The 23204-nt window shown below is 38.5% G+C and carries 17 protein-coding genes; 4 read left to right on the forward strand and 13 right to left on the reverse strand.

Annotation, left to right across the window (positions count from 1 at the left end):
• Position 1: 1 nt before the first annotated feature.
• A complete protein-coding gene (gene hemL, locus I6E69_RS11195) occupies positions 2 to 1282 on the forward strand; it encodes a glutamate-1-semialdehyde 2,1-aminomutase (RefSeq protein ID WP_024596268.1) in 1281 nt (426 codons plus the stop codon).
• 180 nt (positions 1283 to 1462) lie between these two features.
• The gene (locus tag I6E69_RS11200) at positions 1463 to 3304 is read left to right on the forward strand and encodes a methyl-accepting chemotaxis protein (RefSeq protein ID WP_197121271.1); all 1842 of its coding nucleotides are present in this window, start codon (positions 1463 to 1465) and stop codon (positions 3302 to 3304) included.
• 65 nt (positions 3305 to 3369) lie between these two features.
• Here I6E69_RS11200 and mrcB read toward each other — a convergent pair whose 3' ends face one another.
• The 4 genes from mrcB to I6E69_RS11220 form a co-directional block, all read right to left on the reverse strand.
• The gene (gene mrcB / locus I6E69_RS11205) at positions 3370 to 5712 is read right to left on the reverse strand and encodes a penicillin-binding protein 1B (RefSeq protein ID WP_197121272.1); all 2343 of its coding nucleotides are present in this window, start codon (positions 5710 to 5712) and stop codon (positions 3370 to 3372) included.
• A 150-nt stretch (positions 5713 to 5862) separates the two neighbouring features.
• A complete protein-coding gene (locus I6E69_RS11210) occupies positions 5863 to 7092 on the reverse strand; it encodes an ammonium transporter (RefSeq protein WP_024596272.1) in 1230 nt (409 codons plus the stop codon).
• A gap of 9 nt (positions 7093 to 7101) precedes the next feature.
• Positions 7102 to 7440, reverse strand: a complete 339-nt coding sequence (locus I6E69_RS11215; RefSeq protein ID WP_004587162.1) for a P-II family nitrogen regulator — start codon at positions 7438 to 7440, stop codon at positions 7102 to 7104.
• A 211-nt stretch (positions 7441 to 7651) separates the two neighbouring features.
• The gene (locus I6E69_RS11220) at positions 7652 to 8875 is read right to left on the reverse strand and encodes a diguanylate cyclase (protein WP_002958922.1); all 1224 of its coding nucleotides are present in this window, start codon (positions 8873 to 8875) and stop codon (positions 7652 to 7654) included.
• Between the two features lie 365 nt (positions 8876 to 9240).
• On the opposite strand from I6E69_RS11220, the gene I6E69_RS11225 reads away from it, so the two are divergent.
• Positions 9241 to 10758 (forward strand): S10 family peptidase, encoded by a 1518-nt coding sequence (locus tag I6E69_RS11225; RefSeq protein WP_197121273.1) that lies wholly within the window; start codon positions 9241 to 9243, stop codon positions 10756 to 10758.
• Positions 10759 to 10797: 39 nt separating this feature from the next.
• On the opposite strand, the gene I6E69_RS11230 is transcribed toward I6E69_RS11225, so the two are convergent.
• The 4 genes from I6E69_RS11230 to I6E69_RS11245 all read right to left on the reverse strand — a co-directional run bounded on the left by I6E69_RS11230 (position 10798) and on the right by I6E69_RS11245 (position 16102).
• The gene (locus I6E69_RS11230; protein WP_197121274.1) at positions 10798 to 13029 is read right to left on the reverse strand and encodes an ATP-binding protein; all 2232 of its coding nucleotides are present in this window, start codon (positions 13027 to 13029) and stop codon (positions 10798 to 10800) included.
• A complete protein-coding gene (locus I6E69_RS11235; protein WP_002958925.1) occupies positions 13016 to 13825 on the reverse strand; it encodes a phosphate/phosphite/phosphonate ABC transporter substrate-binding protein in 810 nt (269 codons plus the stop codon). The genes I6E69_RS11230 and I6E69_RS11235 overlap by 14 nt, the downstream gene beginning before the upstream one ends.
• Before the next feature lie 87 nt (positions 13826 to 13912).
• The gene (locus I6E69_RS11240; protein WP_197121275.1) at positions 13913 to 14578 is read right to left on the reverse strand and encodes an START domain-containing protein; all 666 of its coding nucleotides are present in this window, start codon (positions 14576 to 14578) and stop codon (positions 13913 to 13915) included.
• Positions 14579 to 16102: a CYTH and CHAD domain-containing protein gene (locus I6E69_RS11245; RefSeq protein WP_024596277.1), complete on the reverse strand. Its 1524-nt coding sequence runs from the start codon at positions 16100 to 16102 to the stop codon at positions 14579 to 14581.
• A 307-nt stretch (positions 16103 to 16409) separates the two neighbouring features.
• Here I6E69_RS11245 and I6E69_RS11250 point away from each other — a divergent pair, with 307 nt between their 5' ends.
• Positions 16410 to 17015, forward strand: a complete 606-nt coding sequence (locus tag I6E69_RS11250) for a TIGR04211 family SH3 domain-containing protein (protein WP_002958928.1) — start codon at positions 16410 to 16412, stop codon at positions 17013 to 17015.
• 31 nt (positions 17016 to 17046) lie between these two features.
• On the opposite strand, the gene I6E69_RS11255 is transcribed toward I6E69_RS11250, so the two are convergent.
• The 5 genes from I6E69_RS11255 to I6E69_RS11275 all read right to left on the reverse strand — a co-directional run bounded on the left by I6E69_RS11255 (position 17047) and on the right by I6E69_RS11275 (position 23003).
• Entirely contained in the window at positions 17047 to 18108 is a 1062-nt protein-coding gene (locus I6E69_RS11255) for a DUF21 domain-containing protein (protein WP_024598984.1), read from the reverse strand.
• A 55-nt stretch (positions 18109 to 18163) separates the two neighbouring features.
• Positions 18164 to 19516: a magnesium transporter gene (locus I6E69_RS11260; protein ID WP_002958930.1), complete on the reverse strand. Its 1353-nt coding sequence runs from the start codon at positions 19514 to 19516 to the stop codon at positions 18164 to 18166.
• A gap of 314 nt (positions 19517 to 19830) precedes the next feature.
• Entirely contained in the window at positions 19831 to 20580 is a 750-nt protein-coding gene (locus I6E69_RS11265; protein WP_138489524.1) for an RIO1 family regulatory kinase/ATPase, read from the reverse strand.
• A 133-nt stretch (positions 20581 to 20713) separates the two neighbouring features.
• Positions 20714 to 21229 (reverse strand): MarR family winged helix-turn-helix transcriptional regulator, encoded by a 516-nt coding sequence (locus tag I6E69_RS11270; protein WP_231619773.1) that lies wholly within the window; start codon positions 21227 to 21229, stop codon positions 20714 to 20716.
• A gap of 106 nt (positions 21230 to 21335) precedes the next feature.
• On the reverse strand, positions 21336 to 23003 hold the full coding sequence (locus I6E69_RS11275; RefSeq protein ID WP_002958935.1) for a methyl-accepting chemotaxis protein: 1668 nt from the start codon (positions 23001 to 23003) through the stop codon (positions 21336 to 21338).
• Positions 23004 to 23204: the final 201 nt, after the last annotated feature.

Raw genomic sequence — 23204 nt, forward strand, 5'->3', positions numbered from 1 at the left:
CATGACAATTAGCCAAGACTTATTTGAACGCGCCCAAGCTTCTATTCCTGGTGGCGTAAACTCACCAGTTCGTGCTTTTAATGGTGTAGGCGGTACGCCACTATTCATTACAAAAGCAGAAGGCGCGTTTACATTTGATGCCGACGGTAATCGTTACATTGATTATGTTGGCTCTTGGGGGCCTATGATCATGGGCCATAACCACCCTGCAATTAAACAAGCCGTACACGAAGCTGTAGAAAATGGCCTTAGCTATGGCGCACCAACTGAAGCCGAAATATTAATGGCTGAAAAAGTAAAAGAGCTAGTTCCATCAATCGAAAAAGTACGCATGGTTAGCTCAGGCACTGAAGCGACAATGAGTGCAATTCGTTTAGCACGTGGCTTTACCGGTCGCGATAAAATATTAAAATTTGAAGGTTGTTACCACGGTCACGCTGACTCGTTATTAGTTAAGGCAGGCTCTGGTGCACTAACAATGGGTGTACCTAATTCTCCAGGTATTCCTGAAGACTTTGCTAAGCATACACTTACAGTTTCGTTTAATAATCTAGATGAAGTAAAAGCTATTTTTGCAAAATACGCAGACGAAATTGCCTGTATTATTGTAGAGCCAGTAGCCGGTAACATGAACTGTATTCCACCAGTGCCTGGATTTTTAGAAGGTTTGCGTGATGTATGTGACGAATATAAATCAGTACTTATTTTTGATGAAGTAATGACAGGCTTTCGTGTTGCACTTGGCGGCGCACAAGCTTATTACAACATTAAACCAGATCTTACGTGTTTAGGTAAAGTAATTGGCGGCGGCATGCCAGTTGGCGCGTTTGGTGGTAAAACTGAAATAATGGATTACATTGCGCCTGTAGGACCAGTTTACCAAGCAGGTACTCTTTCTGGTAACCCTATTGCAATGGCTGCAGGTTTAAAATCACTTGAGTTATTAAGTGAGCCTGGCCTTCACGATAAGTTAGAAGCTATTTCAAAAGCAATTTGTGAAGGCTTTGAAGCTGGTGCTAAAAAAGCCGGTGTTGCGCTAACAACTAACTATGCTGGCGGCATGTATGGATTCTTTTTTACTGATGCTGAAAAAGTAACAACCTACAAACAAGCAACTGAGTGTGACCTAGAGCGCTTCAAACGTTTTTTCCACCTTATGCTTGAAGAAGGCGTTTACCTTGCCCCATCAGCATTTGAGGCTGGTTTTGTATGTGCTGCGCATACTGAGCAAGAAGTAAAAGACACAATAGCGGCGGCGGAACGCTCGTTTGCTAAACTTTAAGCTAAAAATTACTATTTATACATTTGTAACCACTTGTTTTTAAGTATGTAATTAAGACTAAAGATTGAAAAAAGCCCGAAAGGGCTTTTTTTATTTGTAATGTACTATAAATGAATGATAATTAAGCATAACAAGGTCTATTCACCTTTACCCTAATTACAAAAAATACAAGAGAGCCTTATGTCAGGATTACGCCAATTTTCTTTTCCCGCTATCCAGCTAATGGCAAACTTAAAATACAAAACTAAAATCAGCTTAATGTTTGGAATTTTACTCGTTCCTCTAGCACTGAGTTTGTTTTTTTTAGTCTCGTTATTAAGTGAAAGTATTGCTGTTTCAAAAATGCAGCAGCAAGGCTTAAAAGGCTACAGAGCTATACTTTCAAATCAAATGCAGGGAGATACGAATCAAAATATAAAAATAGCTCGTTCACTCGGCTTTGACATAAAAGACACTCAAGCAAATGAAGTACTTGAACTTGTTTCTATTCAATCAAACCTAGCTTTAGACAGTCAATTAGCAAGCGCTTATGTAAACCGCTCTTTAGTCACGCCAATTCCTGCACTTATAATGCAAATAAACTCAACAGCGCAAAGTGCTAATACTGTTTTAGCTAGTAACCGTTTTACGCCTGATACGTTTATAGCACTTTCAAATTTTAGTAAGTCACTTCCTTTATACGAAAAACAACTCGATAAAATACTCAATGTAGCCACCAATGCAGATAAATCAGTAAACAAAGCGCTCATGCCTCCTTTAACTAATTTACACAGTGCTGTGGGTGCATTTAAAAGAGCGATAGATGAAAAACTACTTGAGCCAGACGATATTCTATTAACTCAAGCAGAGTTCACTAAGCTAACGAACAACGTTCACAGTAGTATTAATCAACTTGTTAGTAAGAGCATTCCAACACTTGAGAGCCTTATAGAGGCAAAACTACAAACTCAACAGTGGACACGAAATCTTGTTTTAGCTGCTTCATTGATCAGTTTGCTATTTGCATTTTATTTGATGATTGGTTTTTATTTTGCAGTTGTTGATACCATTAATCGCTTTGCTGATGCCGCGAATAGAGCCGCGAATGGCGACTTAAATGCCACTATCGATTCGAGCACTAATGATGAAATGGGAATTATTGCATCGCGCTACAACGCATTACTTAACGCATTTTCACATTTATTATTTGATGTTAAAGCAAGTACGGAAGAGCTATGCGATGCAACAAAATCGCTATCACATGCGAGCAGCCAAACAAGCAATGATGTTTCAAAACAGCAAATTCGAGTAAATGCTATTTATAATGCACTAAGCGATATGGCTCAAAACGCACTTGCAGTTGAAGAGTCTGCGCATCAAGCTACGCTTACCGCGCAAGATGCTGCAGCTCATGTGAAACAAGGTTCAGACAATACAATGGAGCTTGCTAAATATATGCAAGACCTCCAAATTGAATTTGCAGAGAGCCAACAAGCGCTCGATAAGCTAGCACAAGATAGCCAAGAAATTAGCAAAGTAAGTAAAGGGATCAGTGAAATAGCCGATCAAACAAACTTGCTTGCACTTAATGCCGCTATTGAAGCCGCGCGAGCCGGCGAGCATGGTCGTGGATTTGCCGTTGTAGCTGATGAGGTAAGAACACTTGCTCAGCGTACACAAACACAAACCCAAGAAATACATCAAATTATTAGCTCTTTACAACAAGCATCTGACGACACTCAGCAAAAAATGCGCTCAAGTGTTGAAAAAATGGAGCAATCAGTAAAAGCAGCCAATCAAACCAATGAAGTATTGCAAAGTGCAGAGCAAAGTATGGGCGATATTAAACATCAAGGTGAAGTAATTGCAGAGCGTGTTAAACAGCAATCAAATGCAACAACACAAGCATTAAATGATTCGCAAGAAGTGAGTAATTTAGCAGATCAAACGCTAACATCGGCTCAATCAACGCTACAAGATGCACAGCAATTAAGTCGCTTATCTAATGATTTAACCAAATCAATGCAGTTTTTTAAATCTTAAGCGTTAACTACAACTTACAACAAAGCCGCTAAATAAGCGGCTTTGTTGTTTAAAGTAATCTTAAATTAACGAATACATTGTGGTCTTGGCTCGAACTCACTCGCTCTAAGCGGTAGCTGAATCACCTTGCCACATCCTGGTGGTGCCTGCTTACCCGTTTGCTCATTTACAAATGCCCAGCGAATTGATGGTGGACGAGTATCTGCTATTGCTTGTGGGTTAAGCGGCTTTAAGTAACGAATATACGCTTCTAATGCGCCTACGCTGCCTGTTAAGCCAGTGCTTTTGTTGTCATCTCGACCAAGCCACGCAACAGTCACTGTATTTTGATCAAAGCCTGCAAACCAACTATCACGTAAATCGTTACTGGTCCCTGTTTTACCAGCGAGCTGGATTGACGGAAAGTGTAAATTTAAGCGTTTAGCAGTGCCATCTTTCGTTACGCGTTTCATCGCGTATTTGGTCATATACATTGCAGATTTATCAAAACGAGGCTCTGCATTTACTTTATGCTTATAAAGTACTTTACCAACCGAGTCAGTTAATGCCGAAATTGCAGTGAGCTTTTTATATTCGCCATCTGCGGCAATTGTTGTATAAAGCTGAGCCACTTCAAAACTCGACATTTCAACAGCTCCTAAAAGCAGCGATGGGTATTCGTCTATCGCCCCTGTTGCACCTAAACCTTTTAATGTATTTACTACTTTATCAACACCTACATCTAGGCCTAAATTAACCGCTGGGATATTTATACTGTTACTAAATGCTTTATAAAGCGCAATTGCACCACGGTATTGGTGGTCAAAATTTTCTGGTTGCCATACTTTACCTTGCTCATTTGTGACCTGTACTGGCGAGTCATCAAGCAAAGTAGCTAAATTATAATGTGGCAATTGCAGTGCGGTTAAATACACGGCAGGTTTTACAAGCGAGCCTATATTACGTTTTGTGTCTAAAACACGGTTAAATCCTGAATAGCGAACATCGCGACCAGCAATAAGTGCAGAAACACCGCCTTTTTCTACATTAACAGAGATCATGGCTGCTTCTAGTTTTTCAGTTCTAGGGCGATTTTCCAAGTACGGTAAACTCTTTTCAATAGACTCTTCCATTGCTGTTTGCTTTTGCAAATCAAAATAAGTAAATACTCTTACACCTGCATCAAGTGTTTGCTGATCTGGTAATAATTCATTTAATTCTCTGTTTACTAGCTCTAAATAGCCTGGGTATGATTTTTGTAAACTGGCTTTCATTGGCGCAATATCAATTGGGCGATTAAGCGATGCACGGTACTCTTTTGTGCTAAGTAACTTATTTTCGACCATTAGACGCAGCACTAAGTCCCTGCGCTCCATTGTGCGCTCTTTATAACGACGTGGGTTGTAATAAGATGGGCCTTTAACCATTGCCACCAGCAGAGCAATTTGATCGTACTCAAGCTCGTCTACCGGCTTTGAAAAGTAAAAGTCAGAGGCAAGCCCCATACCATGGATGCCTTGGTTGTATGATTGCCCTAGGTATACCTCATTTAAGTAAGCTTCTAATATCTGATCTTTTGAATAGCGATAATCTAAAATAAGGGCAATAAAGGCCTCATTTATTTTTCTTACTAAAGAACGCTCACGCGTGAGGTAAATATTTTTAGCTAATTGCTGAGTAAGCGTACTGCCACCTTGAACGGTGCGTCCCGCTTTAATATTTGAATAAAGCGCACGTAAAATAGAAAACACCGACACACCATGGTGCTCATAAAAATCACGGTCTTCAACCACCAGTAGCGTATCTTTAAGCATGGCTGGGAACTTATCTAGCGGTACAAATTCTCTATCTTGTTTAGAGTCGTTGCCAATTCGCGCTATTTGCACAGGTTCTAGGCGAGCAGAGTTTAAACGCCTGCCGAACTTATCTTTAATGGTCGCAACTTTTTGCCCTGCAAAACGAAGTTCAATAATATGTGATTCTTCAAGGCCATCATAAAATTCAAAATCACGGCGATAAATCTTGATGCTATCTGCTGTTTTAACAAACTGCCCTGTTCTGCTTAATCTATTAACAGATGAATAATGTAAACGCTCTAATTCAAACACAACTTCTTGGCTTGATAAAAATTGCCCCGGATAAAACTCCATAGAACGAGCATACACTTGCGCTGGAAGTTGCCATTTATTACCTTCAAATATACGTGTTGTTTTTGAATCTAGATAAATGAAATACATTGCCATTGCAATAAAAACAGCCAAGCTGAATTTCCAAAACACTGACCATGTTTTTCTCATAAAAGAGCGTTTAACAGTGGGCTTCACTGTTTTTTTACTGCCCTTTGATGTGCTTTTTTTTGTCGTGCTTGACGATTTACTAGCACGTTTAGCTGCAGGTTTGCTGGTAGGTGTTTTTTTATTGTCGGCCATTTAAGTGTAATTTATTCCAAGGGTTATTCACGAGTGTGAGCTTAGCATATTGGGCATATCCTAACATCCGAAAAGTTAACCCCCCCTGAAACAAAAAAAGCCCTACCGAAGTAGGGCTTTGTGTAAACACACTATTATTTAAATAAACTATTAGCTATTTCGAACAGAAACAAACTCTGGGTAGGCTTCAATACCACAATCGTGTTGATCCATACCGTTTAGTTCTTCCTCTTCAGTTACTCGTATACCCATTGTTTTGTTAAGCACTGTCCAAACAATAAATGATGCTACAAATACAAAGGCAAGAATACACACTAAACCAATTAACTGATTAACAAAGCTTGCATCACCATTGGTTAGCGGTACTAACATAATACCTAATGCACCACACACACCGTGTACAGAGATAGCACCTACTGGATCGTCAATCTTAACTTTATCAAGTGCTATAATGCTAAACACAACTAATGAGCCACCAAGTAAACCTAGTAAACATGCCATTAATGGTGAAGGTGAAAGTGGGTCAGCAGTAATTACAACTAAACCTGCTAATGCACCGTTTAATACCATGGTTAAATCTGATTTGCCCCAAAGTATCTTACATACAAACAGTGCAGCAATAGCACCCATTGCAGCAGCTGCATTAGTATTAAGTAATATTTGACCTACCGCAGTTGCGTTTTCTTTATCCGAAAGTAGTAATTGAGAACCACCGTTAAAGCCAAACCAACCCATCCATAAAATAAATGTACCTAGTGTAGCAAGTGGTAAGTTTGAACCTGGAATTGGGTATATTTCACCGTTTTTACCATATTTGCCTTTACGAGCACCTAGGATTAATACACCAGCTAGTGCAGCAGCTGCACCTGCGCCATGTACAATTGCAGAACCTGCAAAATCTACAAAGCCCATTTCAGATAAGAAACCACCACCCCATGTCCAGTAACCTTCAATAGGGTAAATAAAACCAGTTAGTACTACAGCAAAGCCAAGGAAAGCCCATAGCTTCATACGCTCAGCAACTGCACCCGATACAATCGACATAGCCGTTGCAACAAATACTACTTGGAAGAAAAAGTCAGATTCTAAAGAATGGTCAGCATCAGCAGCTTGTGTGCCAATTAAAGCGCCTATTGAAGGAATAAAACCACCTTCGGCATTGTCTACATACATAATGTTGTAGCCAACTAATAAAAACATCGTACATGCAATTGAATACAGCGCGACATTTTTAGTTAAAATTTCAGCTGTGTTTTTAGAGCGAACTAAGCCCGCTTCTAACATGGCAAAACCTGCTGCCATCCACATTACTAATATACCTGATATTAAAAAATAGAAGGTATCTAGTGAAAACTTTAGTTCTATTATTGTATTTTCCATGAGACCCCCTTAAATTGCTTCTTCGTCAAGTTCGCCAGTACGGATACGGACAATTTGATCTAAGTCGTACACGAAAATTTTCCCGTCACCGATTTTACCTGTTGATGCAATTTTAGTAATTGCTTCAACAACGCGTTGACAATTTTCAGTACGAGTTGCAATTTCAAGTTTGATCTTAGGAATAAAATCTACTTGGTATTCTGCACCACGATATAACTCAGTATGACCTCGTTGACGTCCAAAACCTTTAACATCAACTACTGTCATCCCCTCAATTCCTAAATCAGCGAGTGCTTCACGCACGTCGTCTAATTTAAATGGTTTTATGATTGCACTAATCATTTTCATAGCGGCCCCCTCGGACTCTTTATTGTTATCCTGTTGGGTTAAACAATCCAACCTTTGTGCCACTATTTTTATATTTTTTAAAACAATAAGTTAGTGAAAAACAGAAACTAAATAACAAAAAAAACGCACCAATTAGGTGCGTTAATTTAACAAGTTATCTACATTGGTGCGTGCAATATATTAATTGCATGCTTAGCTTTATATAACAGGGCTATACCACGCAGTTTCTACCTTGGTTTTTAGCTTCGTATAATGCTTTGTCAGCAACACGCATTGCCTGCGTTAAGCTAGTATCTTGAAAGTCTGCCAAACCTATACTTGTAGTAATTTTAATTGATTTATCGCTGATAGAAAAATCGTAACTAGCCAGCTTTTTTCTAAATGCTTCAAAGTATTCACGACCACGTTCAAGCTCTATCTCAGGTAATATTATGGCAAACTCTTCTCCACCAACCCGTGCAACTGTAAACTTTGAAAACGTAGTACGGATTAATGAACCAACCTGCTTTAAAGCCTGATCGCCACCCTCATGGCCTAATGTATCGTTAATATTTTTGAAAAAATCGATATCTAACAATGCGAGAGTATTTTTCTGGTTTTTACTTTTAAGGAGCTTTTCTGCATATTGATAAAAATAGCGTCGATTATGAAGCCCTGTTAAATGATCCCTATGCGCGCTTTCTTTAATATCTGAAATTAACGATAGTTGCTCCATTGTTTGAAGTACTCGACAATGAAACTCCTCATTCATAAATGGCTTTGTTAAAAAATCATTGGCGCCATATTTAATAAATCGCGCTGATAGCCCATGTTTCCCCGCGCCCGACAAGCCAATAATTGCTAAGTCGTCTCTGCCTCTAAAGTTACGTACCGCTTTTACAAGTTCAAAGCCATCCATAGAAGGCATAGCGTAGTCGGTCATAAGTAGCTTTATATCAGGATTAGCTTTTAATATTTCGAGTGCTTGTTGCCCATCGTGGGCATCTGTCACATCAAACAATTGCTTTTCAAGCATTTGCTTCATTAACGAGCGGCTCAGTAATGAATCATCTGCTACTAATGCTTTACAACCTTGGTTTCTTAGCAATTGCGCAACGAGTTTAACGGCGTAATGGTAAGAGTCGCGATTATCTTTAATAACATAATCAACTACACCTAATTCAAGCATTTGTTGGCGCTTGTACTCATCTATTTTTGAGGTTAAAACAACCGTAGGAATCTTTTTAGATAAAGTATATTTTGCGACTTCACCGTGAGGAGCATCTGGCAAGGTTAAATCAACTAACGCAAGCGTGTAGTCGTATTTTTCTACGTAAGTGGCACATTCAGCTAAAGACCAAGCAAAATCGATTGCCACATCAAGGTATTGTGCAGTTAAGTGGCGAAGTACCTGCTGCACTACTTTACTGTCTTCAACCACTAATACTCTTTGCATAAAGCTTCTCTTTACCTTTAATTAGTTTTACCACAAAACGACAAATACAACGCTATTACTGCAATAGCATTAGTTATAAACATCCGGTGTAGAGTGCACTTATTGTGCTTGAAAGCGTAATCCGTTAGATTTTTTTGGTGATAGCCTGTATAAAAAATCAATACAAGTAGGCCGCAATATACCTGAATTCCGTCATTAACTAAATAAAGAAAGTAAATCCAAAATAACTATAAAAGCGATTAATACGCGTCTTTCAATGTATTAATACCTTACTTAACCAGTATTATCGGCCACTAGTCTCAATACTTTTGTTATTTAACTCATTTTTATCTTTAATGATGTATCAACAATAATAAGGACACCTAATGAAGCTTAGTCGTATTATCAGTTTACCGATAACCGTTATTGCATTAATAATTAGTACAAGCACGCTTGCCGATAACCAACGTCGTATTGATGTAGACAGCAAAGTAGTTACCCAACATAAGGCTAAAATTAATGGCCAGCGTTTTAGTTATACTGTCGCTACTGGCACACAACCTGTATGGGATGATAAAGACGACGCGGTTGCTACACTACAATACACCTACTACACACGTGACAAAGTTGACGACAGAACAACTCGCCCATTACTTATTTCATTTAATGGCGGGCCAGGTTCGGCTTCTGTATGGATGCACCTTGCTTATACTGGCCCTCGCGTATTAAAAATTGATGACGAAGGCTATCCAATTCAACCTTATGGCGTAAAAGACAATCCATATTCTGTACTTGATATTGCCGATATTGTTTACGTAAACCCGGTAAATACTGGCTATTCTCGCGTACTTGAAAACGAAAAAGGCGAACTTCCTTCTAAGGCAAAACAAAAAGAGCTATTTTTTGGTGTTAATGCCGATATTAAATATCTTGCTGAATGGTTAAATACTTTTGTAAATAGGGCTGAGCGCTGGCGCTCGCCTAAATTTTTAATTGGTGAAAGCTACGGTACAACACGTGTATCTGGACTCGCTCATGAGCTTCAAAACAGTCAGTGGATGTACATAAACGGTGTTGTTCTCGTATCACCTACCGATATTGGTATTAAGCGCGACGGTCCGATTAAAGCCGCTAACCGCCTACCTTACTTTGCAGCGACTGCTTGGTATCACAAAGCACTTAACGCCGATTTACAAGCTAAAGATCTAGATGAATTATTACCTGAAGTTGAAGAGTTTACTGTAAATGAGTTAATCCCAGCGCTTGCTAAAGGTGGCTTTATTAATGCTGATGAAAAGCGACGCATAATTACAAAAATGGCGCACTACGCTGGCTTATCAGAAAAATTTGTTGAACAAAATAACTTAGATATTCCAACTCAGTTTTTCTGGAAAGAGCTACTACGTGAACGTGGTCAAACTGTGGGTCGCTTAGATTCTCGTTATTTAGGAATAGATAAACGCGACGCAGGTGAATCCCCAGACTACTGGGCTGAACTTACCTCTTGGTTACACTCTTTCACTCCTGCAATTAATCACTACTTACGTGAAGAGTTAAACTATAAAACTGATGTAAAATATAACTTATTTGGTAATGTCCATCCATGGGATAGAACCGCTAATAATACAGGCGAAAACCTACGTTTAGCAATGGCACAAAACCCTTACTTAAACGTGATGATCCAATCAGGATTCTTTGATGGCGCAACCAATTACTTTGACGCTAAATATACGTTATGGCAATTAGACCCAAGCGGTAAAATGAAAGACCGTTTGAGCTTTAAAGGCTACAGAAGCGGACACATGATGTACCTTCGCCACGCTGATTTAGAAAGCTCTAATAACGATTTACGTGACTTTATACAGCACGCTTTACCCAAAAAAGGGCAAGCGGCTAAATACTAAAATACCTAAAACAAAAAATGGCTCTTTAAGAGCCATTTTTTATGTGCGTTTTTCATATCGTAAACAATAGCTTTTAAGTTGTGTGACTACAGCGTTAAAGCGCTCTTCCAGCTGCTGTATATATTCATTTTTGACTGTTTCGTTTTCTGCCTGCGTTTCTATCTGCTGGCATATATTTGCCAACTCAATAGCCCCCACAGACTTTGAAGACGACTTTAATGCATGAGCCTGAAAAGCTAAATCAACATAGTTTTTACTCTTAGCATACGCGTTAGCTAATTTAATTTGCTCCCCTGCTGTTTGTAAAAACGCATTAAATACCATGCAATGTACGCTAGGATCATCACCAAGCATTGCTTTTAGTAGCGTAATATCTAATTGATCAAAACTATCTGAAGCTATATTTTCACCATCTGATTTTTCTGAACGTGTATTGACCATAGTTTGAGAATGCTCCATCAATAACGACTTTAATTTAACAAGCTCAATAGGCTTTGTTAAAAAGCCATTCATTCCACAAGCATAACAATTATCTATGTTGTTTTTGGTAATGTTGGCCGTAATTGCAATTATAATCAGTTCATCAAAATGAGTGTTTTCGCGTATTTTTTTGGCTAACCCTAACCCATCGAGTAAGGGCATTTGAATGTCGGTTAGTAAAATATCAAAGCGCTTATTTTGTATGGCCTCCCAAGCTTGCTCACCGTTACTTACAAAAGTAGAGCACACTCCAAGCATAGTTAATTGCTGTTTTAATACTTGCTGATTTGTAACTTGATCTTCTGCCACTAAAACCTCAAGCGTAGGAAGCGTTACCGCATTTAAGCTTTGCTGTGTTATTTGAGGGGCTTGCACTTGTGCTGGCAAGTCAGTTTGATCAAAACTGTTAAAGTTTAGCGTAAAACAAGAACCTTTGTGCTGCTCGCTTTGTGCGCTCAAAGCCCCTTGCATACGCTCTACCAGCTGCTTAGTTATCACTAAACCAATACCTGTTCCATTTACTTTACTGGTTTCAGCGCCTAAGCGGTCAAAAGGTTTAAATAGGCGAGAAATGTCATCTGGAGAAAATCCACATCCTGTATCTATTACATCTATTTCGCATTGTTTATTACTTAACACCCGACAATTAATATTAATGCTGCCATTTGGTTTGTTGTATTTAATCGCATTTGAAAGCAAGTTAAGCATCACTTGTTTAAAGCGGCGCTGATCAATATAAATACTCAACCCTTCTAAGGACTCAAAACCGTGAGTTTGCAGTGTTATTGATTGCCCTTTAATAAGCTCAGTGACAAGCTCTACTGACTCTTCTAATATGCTTTTAATAGGCACATAAGAAAAACTAAACTGCATATTACCCGACTCAATAGCCGTTAAATCAAGCACATCGTCTATGAGTAATAGTAAATGCTCTCCAGCTTGATAAATGCTTTTCGCGTTTTCTTTTTGTACTTTATTAGCACTCTCATCATATCCATACAGCTGGGCTAAGCCTAAAATTGCATTTAATGGAGTTCTTAATTCGTGGCTCATACTGGCCATAAAATCTGACTTTGCTTTACTTGCAGACTCAGCTTGAATTCGTAATGCATTTAATTTTTGATGGTTATTCGCAACCTCATCAACCATATTATTAAATGCATTTATTACACTGCCCACTTCATTTTGTTGTTGTTTATCTATATGGCAATCAAAGTCGCCTTTGGCTAAACGTGAAAACCCAAGTTTTAGCGTCCTCAAAGGCGATGTAACCCTGTAATCCACCAGCCAAGCCAAACCTATAAAAACGATAACTAAAATAATAAATTGTATATATATTAAGGTGTAATGAAGTTTTGAAGATTCGTTAATTTCATTAGTAAAATTAACAACCAAGCTAATATTAGCCAGCGGTTTGTCTAAAAATATCACCTGTTGAGATAACAGCATGTCGCCGTTTTCATTTGCTCCAACCCAATTCTCAAGCGGATACAATTGGTTTTTTGAATCAACATCAACAATTTTAATACTTTTCCAATTTGGGCGAGTTTGAAGTTGACTGTCTATCTCTTCATATAGCTCTGCATATTGCCTAGTTAACAACGGAGTCGTTATAGAAGTCGATAACTGCGCTAAAGAACGCTGAGCAGCCTTTGAAAGGCCATCGTTTACCCAGCGCGCTTGTTCCGGTAAGGCGTAAAACATAAAAAGACAGGCCATAAGCAAGCCACAAAGCAATACCACAATAAAGCTTTGTGCTCTTAGGCTACGAAACCCTCTAATTTTCAACATAAAAAGAACGTAAGCCCCACTGAGTTAACTGCTGATACTCAGCTAAAGTTGCAATATTAGGTTTAATAATTGGGATACCTGCAAGCAGATGTTTATGCTCTGGGCTTTGCCCTATATCTAAAATAGCTTGTTGCACTTTTAACTGTATTGCAGCATCAACCCTTGGATGGGCTACAATTGGGTGGCGACTAATTTCACGCGTTTTATAAAGAATTTTGAGTTTATTTTGTAAGCTTTCTGGTTGTTGTTTAAATGTGCCCATTACACCACCGCCCGCCATTGTTGAGTGCAGTGCAACATTTAAATATACCGATGGATGAGTTTGGACATATACAGGCTTTATTGTTAGCCCGTATAACAATGCTAAATCAGCTCTCATTAATAATGACGCACCTAATGCGTTAGGTGCAGGGAATGCTATTTCGGCGCCCTCTAGTTGGCTTAAATTATCAATATCACTGTCTTTGTTTACGAGCAAAATACCTTGCAGCTTTCGCCCTGCATCTTTTATTAGTGGTAAATATCCCTGTTTTTCGTATGCGACAACACTATGCCATGGGTTCATGTATGCAAAGTCGTACTCGCCATTAGCAAAGGCTTTTTCAAATACAGGAATAGACTCAACTGTAATTAGCTTTATTGTTACTCCTGTTTGCTTACTTACTTGCTTTAACAAAGGTTGCCAAATAGTATTTAGCTTTTGCGGCTCGTATTGCGGCACTACACCAAAGGTATATTCTTGAGCTAATAAGAATGAGCTGTGTATCAAAGATAATATAGCCACTAAATACTTCATCAATTCTCCAAATAATAGCGTGTCATTATTGCTTAAGCGTAGTTAAAGACTACTCAACACACCATTAAATTATTATATATTCGATATTTAGCATTGACCTGCTTTGATTACAGGTAGTTTTGGAGTGTATTTTTTATCTGTGAGCATATGATGCAAGTTCATAAATGTGGTGTAAGTACTTTTCAATCCGACCTTATTGCTTAGCCAAGTAGGTATTGCCCCATCAGGCAAAGCATATACTTGGTACTCAATATCAAGGCGGCCTTTGTCCTCACTCAGTAGCCAGCGTGCATTTAAAGTAGTAATTCTTATAACGCCATTATTTCTGGGCTGCTTATTAGGGCGAGCATTAATAAGCAATTGGCTTTTATTTGCAGTTAACTGTGAATAACAAGAATAAGTAATGCTATCTCTATCTCTAACAGGCCAAGGAGAATTAAAATAACTGTACACTAAATTTTCTGATGGGCTTATGTGCTTAATAACCTTTACCTGAGATATATTTTCGAGCCATTGGGGTGCAGCATCGGTATCACTAAGTAATTCTAAAAATTCATTGGTGGATACGCCTTTCACGCTCATCTGCGCTTTTACTTCAAAGGTATTATCACTGTGGCCTTGATAATACACACTTACGCCATTTTTGTTTTTATACAAATGCCATATGGGCTCAGCGTAAGTGTTAAAACTAACTAATAAAAAAATAACGAATAAACACTTTTGTAACTGAATTTTATTACAAAAGCGCATCATTTATTTTTGCCAGTAAGGTTCTATGTCAAGTGAAGCAAGGCGACTTTGCTCCATCGCACTCACCAAATATTCAGACTTTTGTTCAAGCCATGACTGGATTTTAGCAAGCTGTTCGTCTTCTTGCCCTGCACATAATTGCTTTAAATACTCAAGCGTACTTAATTCATAAATACCATGAGAAATATCAAGCCAAGGCAATCTAAACTCTAGGCGTTCTTCTTTATCAAATAACGATCCTAAACAGTTACCGCTCAGTAGGCTATTTTCAAGTTGAGTGCGCAGGTTTAAATACGAAGCGACATCGAGTGTTTGCTCCTTTGGAAGCAACTCGTGCAGGTTTTTCCAGTCTTTATTAAAAAGCCTATTGGCAATAGACGACACATTTTGCTCAGCCGCTTGAAGCTCTGCTTGCCCCCAGTCTTTACGCCATTGCTTATCGATTAACCAGGTAGTTAACGATAGTAATAAACGATTATAACGTGCGCTGTGAAACAGTGCATTTATATCGTCAATGCTTGGCTGTAACTCTTTTAAGTCGCCAATGACTTGAGCAAGTGCTGGCGCCGCATTAATTTTTTTATAAAAAGCATGGCGTTTAGACGTGTACGTTTTTAATTGAATCGCGTTTTCTACCCACGCTAACTCACTTAATAACCATTTAAGTTCGGTACGTAAGTGCTCTGTACTTTCTTTAGATACTATATCGTCGTATAGCCAAAAAGTATGGCGGATTAAACTGATGCCGTCAGTTACGCGTTTAAGTGTTTTTAAACTTGGCTTATCGAAATAGCATTGCTCGTGCTTTTGTACAAAGCGAATGCCAAAGTTCATGGCTTCAACTAAAGCACGCTCTTGAGTAGTCGACTTTGGTAATTGTACAAAACCAATAGATTTGCTTGGCATTAAAGGTTTTTCATCAGCAAGTCGATAACCACGCGCGGCCTTAGAATACAAACCTAAGCGTATGCAGTTTTGGCTAACTAGTATATCTGCAAATGCAAACAGCTCATTACGACTGCCCTCAACTAGCTCAATTTCTAGCTCGCTAATAATTTCAATTTTACCCGAAGCCGCAATTTCACCTTTATCGAGCACAACTTCAATTTTAGCGCCACTTTCGGTTTCAATTAACCAAGTACGACGAATAAAGTTAGTACTAAATATTGGATACAGGTTTTTTGAGATGGCGCTTATTTGCATGCCATGAGGCCAAATATCAGCATCAAACGCCATTAAATTAGGGCGGCTTGATTCAATTGGTAAATTGTACTCTGGACGTTGGTGTAAACCACCTACCACTTCACCAGCAAGCTTTATAGTTTGCTCGCATTCGCTGTCAGAACAACGCGTTCTAAAGCCTATATCAAGCGCTCTAAGCTCTCTGCTTGGCGTATCGTAGTATGCATTTTGTAAGCTGCGAGACGGTTTATTCTTCACCGTTTTTGCAAATTGAGTAATTAACGAGGGGATCAGTGGAATAACGGCATCTGATACCAAAAATTTCAGTTCTATCTCAGTATCCATTCGGTTTGCGGATTACCTTTAAAATAAATAAGTGCTCAAAATAAACAAAGCGCCTTAACAATGCAAATTTTTTAACCTTATTTTAGGGCCTGATGACCTTTGCGGATTAAAATTCGTTCTATCTAGGAGCAATTTAATCACAGCGTGAGGTTTGTAACCTAGTGGACTCGATAACTACTCCTGCGTTACCGTACTGGGTTACAATATCAGTCTTGCTATTGATCTATTTAATCCATACTATCTAACTACTTATGTGAAATAAAAATCACGTTCATAACGGACGCAGTTAGATCAACAAGGTAGATAAATGCTAAAACATTGTTTATTAGGGCTACTTTTAACAGCCACCACATTCATGAGTTATGCACAAGAAGCACAACCTGCAAATTCAACGAATGCAAACACCGCTTATATTATCGATAATCTATACACTTTTATGCGCTCTGGGGCGAGTAAAAATTATCGACTACTCGGCTCTGTAGATGCTGGAACAAAGTTAACCTTGTTATCAAATGAAGAAAACGGCTTTATAAAAATTAAAGATGATAAAGACCGCGAAGGCTGGATAGAAACTAAGTTTATTACTAAAACAGCTGGCTTACACCAACAGTATAAAACACTAAGTAGCGAAATGAGCACTATGCAAGAAAAGCTACGTCAAGCTCAAATAGAACTTCCACAGCTACAAGAACAAAACCAAACTTTAACAGATCAAAATCTGCAGTTATCTGCTCAAATTACTAAGCTTAAAACAACGCTAGAGCAAGAGCGCACTCAAAAAGAAGCTGCTAGCTCAAAAGAGAAACGCCAGCTACTTACTTACGGTGGTGCTATTGCGTTTTTAGGCCTGTTTTTAGGTATTATATTAACGATAGTGCTGTCACGTCGTAAGCGCTACGAAGGTTGGGCGTAAAGCTCCACCAACTAAATACAAAAAAGCCGCTTTATAGCGGCTTTTTATTCTCTGTATTTTCATGCAGTTCGAGTTTTGGTGCACTCATACCTTTGAGCAACCGACCAAATATATCAGCGCCGGTAATAATGCGTTTCACGTCGCTCCACACTAATACCACATCGTGATCAATGGCCCCATCAAACGATTTATCTAAAGAATGATTAGCCCGTATTTTTAAAATCACTTCACTCAAACGCATCGCTTCATCAGCAACAATTATAGGTCTGTGACAATAATGATAAGGGTCAAACGTATCTGGCTCAAATAACGCTGATCTTAAAAAGCCGTCAGCATCTACCACTAATAAAGGCCAACCGTCTTCATTGGTAATGATCACCCAGTTATAACCTGACTTATGTAGTTTGCGTAAAAACTCATTATCAGTTGTTAATGTAAGGTCTGGGAAAATAGGCAAATCAAGCTTAGTAGGCAAAGCAATAATAGAGTCTGGATCAATTACCTCACCCTCTTTGGTTACGCTTATTTCATCTAAGCTAAAAAAGTTAAGCGCGCCTATTCCCTCAACGTGTTGAACATCAGCTTCTTCAGCCTCTATGTGTTTGCGAATAATACCCCTGAGCTCACTTTCAGCAAAATACGTAATCCCCTCTTTACCTAACCATGCATCGAGTATTAAAGCCGTTGGCTTAGCAACTATATAAAACAGAATCTGATAAAACTTAATTAACGGCGAAAGTAGGCTCGCCATTTTTAACGCATTACGCGAAAAATAAGCCTGTGGTGTTATTTCACCAATAATAGTAATTGCGATAGTTGAGAATAAAAACGAACTTGCGCCCATTAATACCGAATCAGAAAGTAGTGTAAGTAGTACGTTAATACCTACGTTGCCCCACAAAATAGTCGACAATAAAAAGTTAGAGTCGTTTCGAAGGGCCATTACTTTTATGGCCGCCTCGTTCCCTTTTGCACTTTCCATTTCAAGCTGAAGCCTACTTAGTGAAAAAAACGCTAAGTTTAAGCCCGAAAATATTGCCGATTGTGAAATACACAAAGCAATTGCACACCAAATCATGACTTCAAAGGTCATTGTATTTTCCTGTTAGTAATACCAATTCACTTAATTAAGCGAATTGGTATAAGGCTTATAAAAGCAATAAACTGCCTAAACCTAAAAAGGTAACAAACCCAACAATATCGGTAACGGTAGTTAAAATTACCGAGCCAGATAACGCAGGATCAATTTTCATTTTGTCTAAAATAGACGGAATAACAACACCCGCTAGTGACGCAGCGACTAAATTCAATAATATGGCTACCGTAATCGTAATACTAAGCATTAAGTCGTTAAACCATAAAAAGGTTAGTAGGCCTATTACAAACGCCCATACCAAGCCATTTACAGCGCCAACACGCAGCTCTTTTTTAAGCAGCGCATTACGGTTTGAATCTGTAACCTGTCCAAGCGCTAAACCTCGCACAATAACGGTTAATGTTTGACTGCCAGCAATTCCCCCCATAGAAGCGACCACTGGCATTAATACAGCTAGTGCTACAACTTGTTCTATCGTTGCGCCAAATAAACCGATAAACCACGACGCTAAAAAGGCAGTAGCTAAATTAATACCTAACCATATGCCACGGTTTTTAGCACTTTTTCGCACACTTGCGAACAGGTCTTCGTCTTCACGTAAACCACCGGCTTTAGCGGCTGCTTCATCAGCAATTTCTTGTCGTAATTCATAAGCAGAGGCAATGGTTAATCGCCCAAGTAATTTATTATCAGCATTAACCACTGGCAGTGCCATTTTTTCACTGTGGATCACCACTTCTGCCGCTTCATATAAATCATCATCAGCATGGAGTGATGAAAAGTCATGATTTGCCAATGTCATTAAGTTATCGGTGTCGCTGGCTTTTATTAAATCATTTACCGCAACCTCACCTATTAAACTACCCTTGCGGCTTACTAAATAAATAACTTCACTGTATTGCGGTAAACCTTTATGTAGCAATTTTTTAGCACCACCGGCTGTTAGCTTCTCCGATACTTTTAAAAAGTCAAAACCTAACCAGTGACCTAATTGTTCTGGCGGGTATTGCTGCGCTAAATCATATTGTTTGGTTTGCGCTTCATCGAGTTGCTTTTTTGCATACTCAACAAATCGCTCTGGTATAACTTCTTCAAGTTCCAGTAGCTCTTCTACATTAACTTCATCAAGAAGTTTAAAAGCCTCAGCGTCTTCTAGCGTTTGCAGCAACCACAAACAACTATCTTCACTTAAATTAACAAAAATTTCGTGTTGCGTGTCTTCATCAAGCAACTGCCAAATTTCAAGTCGTTGTTCTTTTGGTATCGCCTCAAAAAGTAATGACAGGTGCTCTGTTGAAAGCGTTAACTGCGCATCTGCTAATAATTTATTTTTGCGTTCTGTTGTATCGCATTGCAATAAATCATTTATGAGCTGTGGAAGTTGGTCTACCGGATACTCAATCATCTTAAAACCTTAAAATTTAAAAGCGCACATTATTTATAGTCTACTTGAACAATAAAAAATTGCAGAAAAAACGTGAACTTATTAAGCATGCGCAAGCTATTTTTGCGCATTGTATGGGCAAACTAAATGCAGTACTAATATTTATTTTAAAAAATTAAAAAAACAGTAAAAGGAATTGTTTTTGAGGGGTTAAACAACAAGTAAGCAAACCAAAGGGATTAATTATAATAAAAAAAATCCCATATTAGCTAGGCTAATATGGGCAAAATCACACAATGAATTAGGTGTTTTTAAATTACGGTTTATGCTTTAAATTAAAGTCTATCAGTAATATTTCGTACTAAGTCAGAATCTACAAATTGAGTAATAAGTGCAGCGCCCCACGCATAGCCTCGCTGTATTGGGTAACCTTTAAAAATCCAGCGTTTACGCACGTGATTAAAGCGCTCTAAATAGTCTTGCTTTTTTTGTGGCAGAGGCTGCTCACCCAATTTATTCCATGCTTTATATACGCCTGACATGTCAGATCCTCGCATAAAGCGTTGCAACCAACGTGGAAAACGAGAAAAGCTAATAGTGGACTGAAAATCAATAAAGTAAGGTTTACCGTCTGCGCCGCATAAAATATTACCCATATTACGCAAGTCTAAATGCACGATGCCTTTGCGATGCATTTTTGCTACTTGACGCTCAAGCTCACTAAAAAAGTTAACAGGTAGTGTTTTGTCTTCATGAATTAAAGCGCGCAGTGGCGTGCCTTCAATATAGTTATAAGCAACCGCTATCGGCGACAATCTACAAAAGCGGTTAGCAACTGCGTTAAGCTCTGCTAAACGGCTCAACCCTTTATACTCTTGATTTACCGACATACGTGCAAATGTTTTGCGGATAAACCAGGGGCTTTGGCTAAAATCTTTAACGATTAAATCAAATTCATTATCTTTATATCGATACACAATCGCGTTAGCAAAACGTCCCTTATGGACAACACTTAAGTGATGTTGCATAAACGTATGTTCTGGAAATTGCTGTTGTAATTGTACTAACAAATTATTTTCAATCATAACAAACCTAACAAGATGATAACTTTAATTGCCTAGGCAACTATATTATCAAAGTTAGATTCTGCGCACAATCAGATCAACTAATTAGCACGCTAACTTTCTATTGAAACAGTATCGCTATTTTATTGATAATCTACTTTTGGGGGGAGTCTGGCAGTGAATCAAGATTATTTATAGCTTTGAATAGTAAGTCGATTATTTGGTTTTTTTCTGGCTCTGAAAAACCATTTAATGCTTGCGTATAGACTTCGTTCACTACAGGCATAATTTCAGGACAAAGAGCTTTACCTTTTTCACTTAAACACAAAATAGTTGAGCGCTTATCAAGCTCACATTGCGTTTTAATAATGAGTCCTTTTTCTTCAAGTCGGTTTAGTAAGCGGCTCATAGCGCCACGATCATAGACCATATATTCGCAAAGTCCTGCAAGCGTATTAACCGACTCTCTCGCAAGTAGTACAACCACAATATATTGCGCAGAAGTTAAGTCCATAGGAAGTAACTTGGCATCAACATGAATGGCTAATCTCGAACGTAAAAAAGAGACTAAACGCCCCAAATCTTGCTCTGGCGCTAACTCTTCTCGAGTACAACGTTTAATTGATGGCATGTTTTGCATAGTTATTCCACTGTATAAGTATATTTGCATGCTGATAGACCTTAACGCATGCAAAAAATTCAATAATTTTTATAAAAAATCGCCCACAAAAATAAAGCCGCTATTAGCGGCTTTTAGTGTAGGGCTTTGAGCTTTGTTAAATCTTAAACTGGCCAACTAAGTGTCCTAAGCTTTCACCACGCCCAGCTAAATGCTGACCAACTGAAGAGGTGGTTTTACTTGAAATAGTTAGCTCATTAACTATTTCTTGAATAGCAAATACATTACGGTTTATTTCTTCTGTAACGCTACTTTGCTCCAGCGCCGCTGTCGCAATTTGCGTACTCATGTCGTTAATTGATCTAACTGAGCTTGTTACCGCGCCTAAACTTTCTGAAATAGCACGAGAGGATTCAACAGAGCGATTACAACTACTTTGGCTTGCTTGCATTGCTGCAACTGCATCTGATACTAAATTATGTAGCTCACTCAACATTTCACTAATTTCTAATGTGCTAACTTGAGTACGACTTGCTAGGCTTCTTACTTCATCGGCTACAACTGCAAACCCTCTGCCTTGCTCACCTGCTCGCGCAGCTTCTATTGCAGCATTAAGTGCAAGTAAGTTTGTTTGCTCAGCAATTCCACCAATTACACTTAGTACGCTATTAATCTTTTTAGATTGATCACTGAGTGAATCAACCTGTTCAGCAGCTAGGTTAATTTCGCCCATTAAGTTTGAAACCTCACTGAGTGAAATATCAACACACTCTTGAGCTTTAGCAACTTCTTGCGTTGCCGCTTGAGTTGACTCTGCCACTTGGTTTGTATTTTGAGCCACCTCATGAGAAGTAGCCGACATTTCGGTAATAGCCGTCGCAACAAGATCTGTTTCATGATTGTGATTAAGTAACTTGTCTTCAATTAATCGTGTTTGTGTATTTATGTCACCAGAAGCTGTTTTTACATCGTGTGTTACATCAACCACATTAGCAATAATGCCATGTAGCTTACTTACAAACATATTAAATGCTTCGCCAAGCTGACCTATTTCATCGTTAGTATCAATGTCTAGACGCTTGGTTAAATCGCCCTCACCTTTTGCAATATCGTCAAGGCTTTGCGCCATGCGCTGTATTGGTTTTACCATTGTATTTGCGGCAACTAACGCACATATAATTGTTAAAACAACCCAAAACAAAGCAATTAATAATAAGGTCATTACCTTATCATTCATGTGCTCTTGCATTGCTGTTTGGTATTTAAGTAGCTCTGCGTCTATATCATCCATATATGCGCCAGTACCAATCATCCAGTTTGTGCCTGGTATCATTGCTGCATAGCCCATCTTTTCAACTAAGCCTGTGGTATTTGGTTTTTGAAAATGATAGTTAAAAGCGCCGCCGCCTTTTCTAGCTTGCTCTAATAAGCCCACTATTATTTTTTTACCGTTAGGGTCAGTCATCCCTATTTTGTTTTGCCCTTCAATAGCATCACCTAGTAATGCATGAAAAACACTAATGCCATTGGTGTCGTATATAAAAAAGTAACCACCTTGGCCAAATGTTAAGTCTCTTAAAGCGTTTTTAGCATCTTGCTCAGAGCCATTTGCTAATTGATAACGAACAATTTTGCTAGCAATTTCAATTTCGGTACTTAGTAACGTTTGCTTGTCACTTATTAACTTAGTTTGAAATGCTTCAAAATTTTGTTGCTGATTTTTATTCTCTAAATAATAAGAACTCAGCATTAAGCTGATCAAAAGTAGCATTAGCGGTAAAATAGCTAGTAACAGCAATTTGTTTTTCAAGCTTAAATTACTCATTTTCTCTCCGGGGTGTATAAATGCATATATAACGACAATTGCCAAAGTTAAATTACGACTGTTTACTATATTTTATTGGGTTTAAAACATAGTAAATAAAAAATTTGGTGGGAGTATACTCATACCATGCTCTGCGTGCTGATATTATAGTCACAAGGGAGGTATTTGAACACTAAAAACACTGCGACCTTTGTATTAATC

Origin of the sequence: Pseudoalteromonas sp. NZS100 (assembly GCF_015864815.1) — a bacterium.
GTDB lineage: Bacteria > Pseudomonadota > Gammaproteobacteria > Enterobacterales > Alteromonadaceae > Pseudoalteromonas > Pseudoalteromonas distincta.

Excerpts from the sequence above, each read along its gene's own strand:
- hemL (WP_024596268.1), top strand. The coding sequence starts at position 2 with ATGACAATTAGCCAAGACTTATTTGAACGCGCCCAAGCTTCTATTCCT.
- I6E69_RS11200 (WP_197121271.1), top strand. The coding sequence starts at position 1,463 with ATGTCAGGATTACGCCAATTTTCTTTTCCCGCTATCCAGCTAATGGCA.
- mrcB (WP_197121272.1), bottom strand. The coding sequence starts at position 5,712 with ATGGCCGACAATAAAAAAACACCTACCAGCAAACCTGCAGCTAAACGT.
- I6E69_RS11210 (WP_024596272.1), bottom strand. The coding sequence starts at position 7,092 with ATGGAAAATACAATAATAGAACTAAAGTTTTCACTAGATACCTTCTAT.
- I6E69_RS11215 (WP_004587162.1), bottom strand. The coding sequence starts at position 7,440 with ATGAAAATGATTAGTGCAATCATAAAACCATTTAAATTAGACGACGTG.
- I6E69_RS11220 (WP_002958922.1), bottom strand. The coding sequence starts at position 8,875 with ATGCAAAGAGTATTAGTGGTTGAAGACAGTAAAGTAGTGCAGCAGGTA.
- I6E69_RS11225 (WP_197121273.1), top strand. The coding sequence starts at position 9,241 with ATGAAGCTTAGTCGTATTATCAGTTTACCGATAACCGTTATTGCATTA.
- I6E69_RS11230 (WP_197121274.1), bottom strand. The coding sequence starts at position 13,029 with ATGTTGAAAATTAGAGGGTTTCGTAGCCTAAGAGCACAAAGCTTTATT.
- I6E69_RS11235 (WP_002958925.1), bottom strand. The coding sequence starts at position 13,825 with ATGAAGTATTTAGTGGCTATATTATCTTTGATACACAGCTCATTCTTA.
- I6E69_RS11240 (WP_197121275.1), bottom strand. The coding sequence starts at position 14,578 with ATGATGCGCTTTTGTAATAAAATTCAGTTACAAAAGTGTTTATTCGTT.
- I6E69_RS11245 (WP_024596277.1), bottom strand. The coding sequence starts at position 16,102 with ATGGATACTGAGATAGAACTGAAATTTTTGGTATCAGATGCCGTTATT.
- I6E69_RS11250 (WP_002958928.1), top strand. The coding sequence starts at position 16,410 with ATGCTAAAACATTGTTTATTAGGGCTACTTTTAACAGCCACCACATTC.
- I6E69_RS11255 (WP_024598984.1), bottom strand. The coding sequence starts at position 18,108 with ATGACCTTTGAAGTCATGATTTGGTGTGCAATTGCTTTGTGTATTTCA.
- I6E69_RS11260 (WP_002958930.1), bottom strand. The coding sequence starts at position 19,516 with ATGATTGAGTATCCGGTAGACCAACTTCCACAGCTCATAAATGATTTA.
- I6E69_RS11265 (WP_138489524.1), bottom strand. The coding sequence starts at position 20,580 with ATGATTGAAAATAATTTGTTAGTACAATTACAACAGCAATTTCCAGAA.
- I6E69_RS11270 (WP_231619773.1), bottom strand. The coding sequence starts at position 21,229 with ATGCAAATATACTTATACAGTGGAATAACTATGCAAAACATGCCATCA.
- I6E69_RS11275 (WP_002958935.1), bottom strand. The coding sequence starts at position 23,003 with ATGAGTAATTTAAGCTTGAAAAACAAATTGCTGTTACTAGCTATTTTA.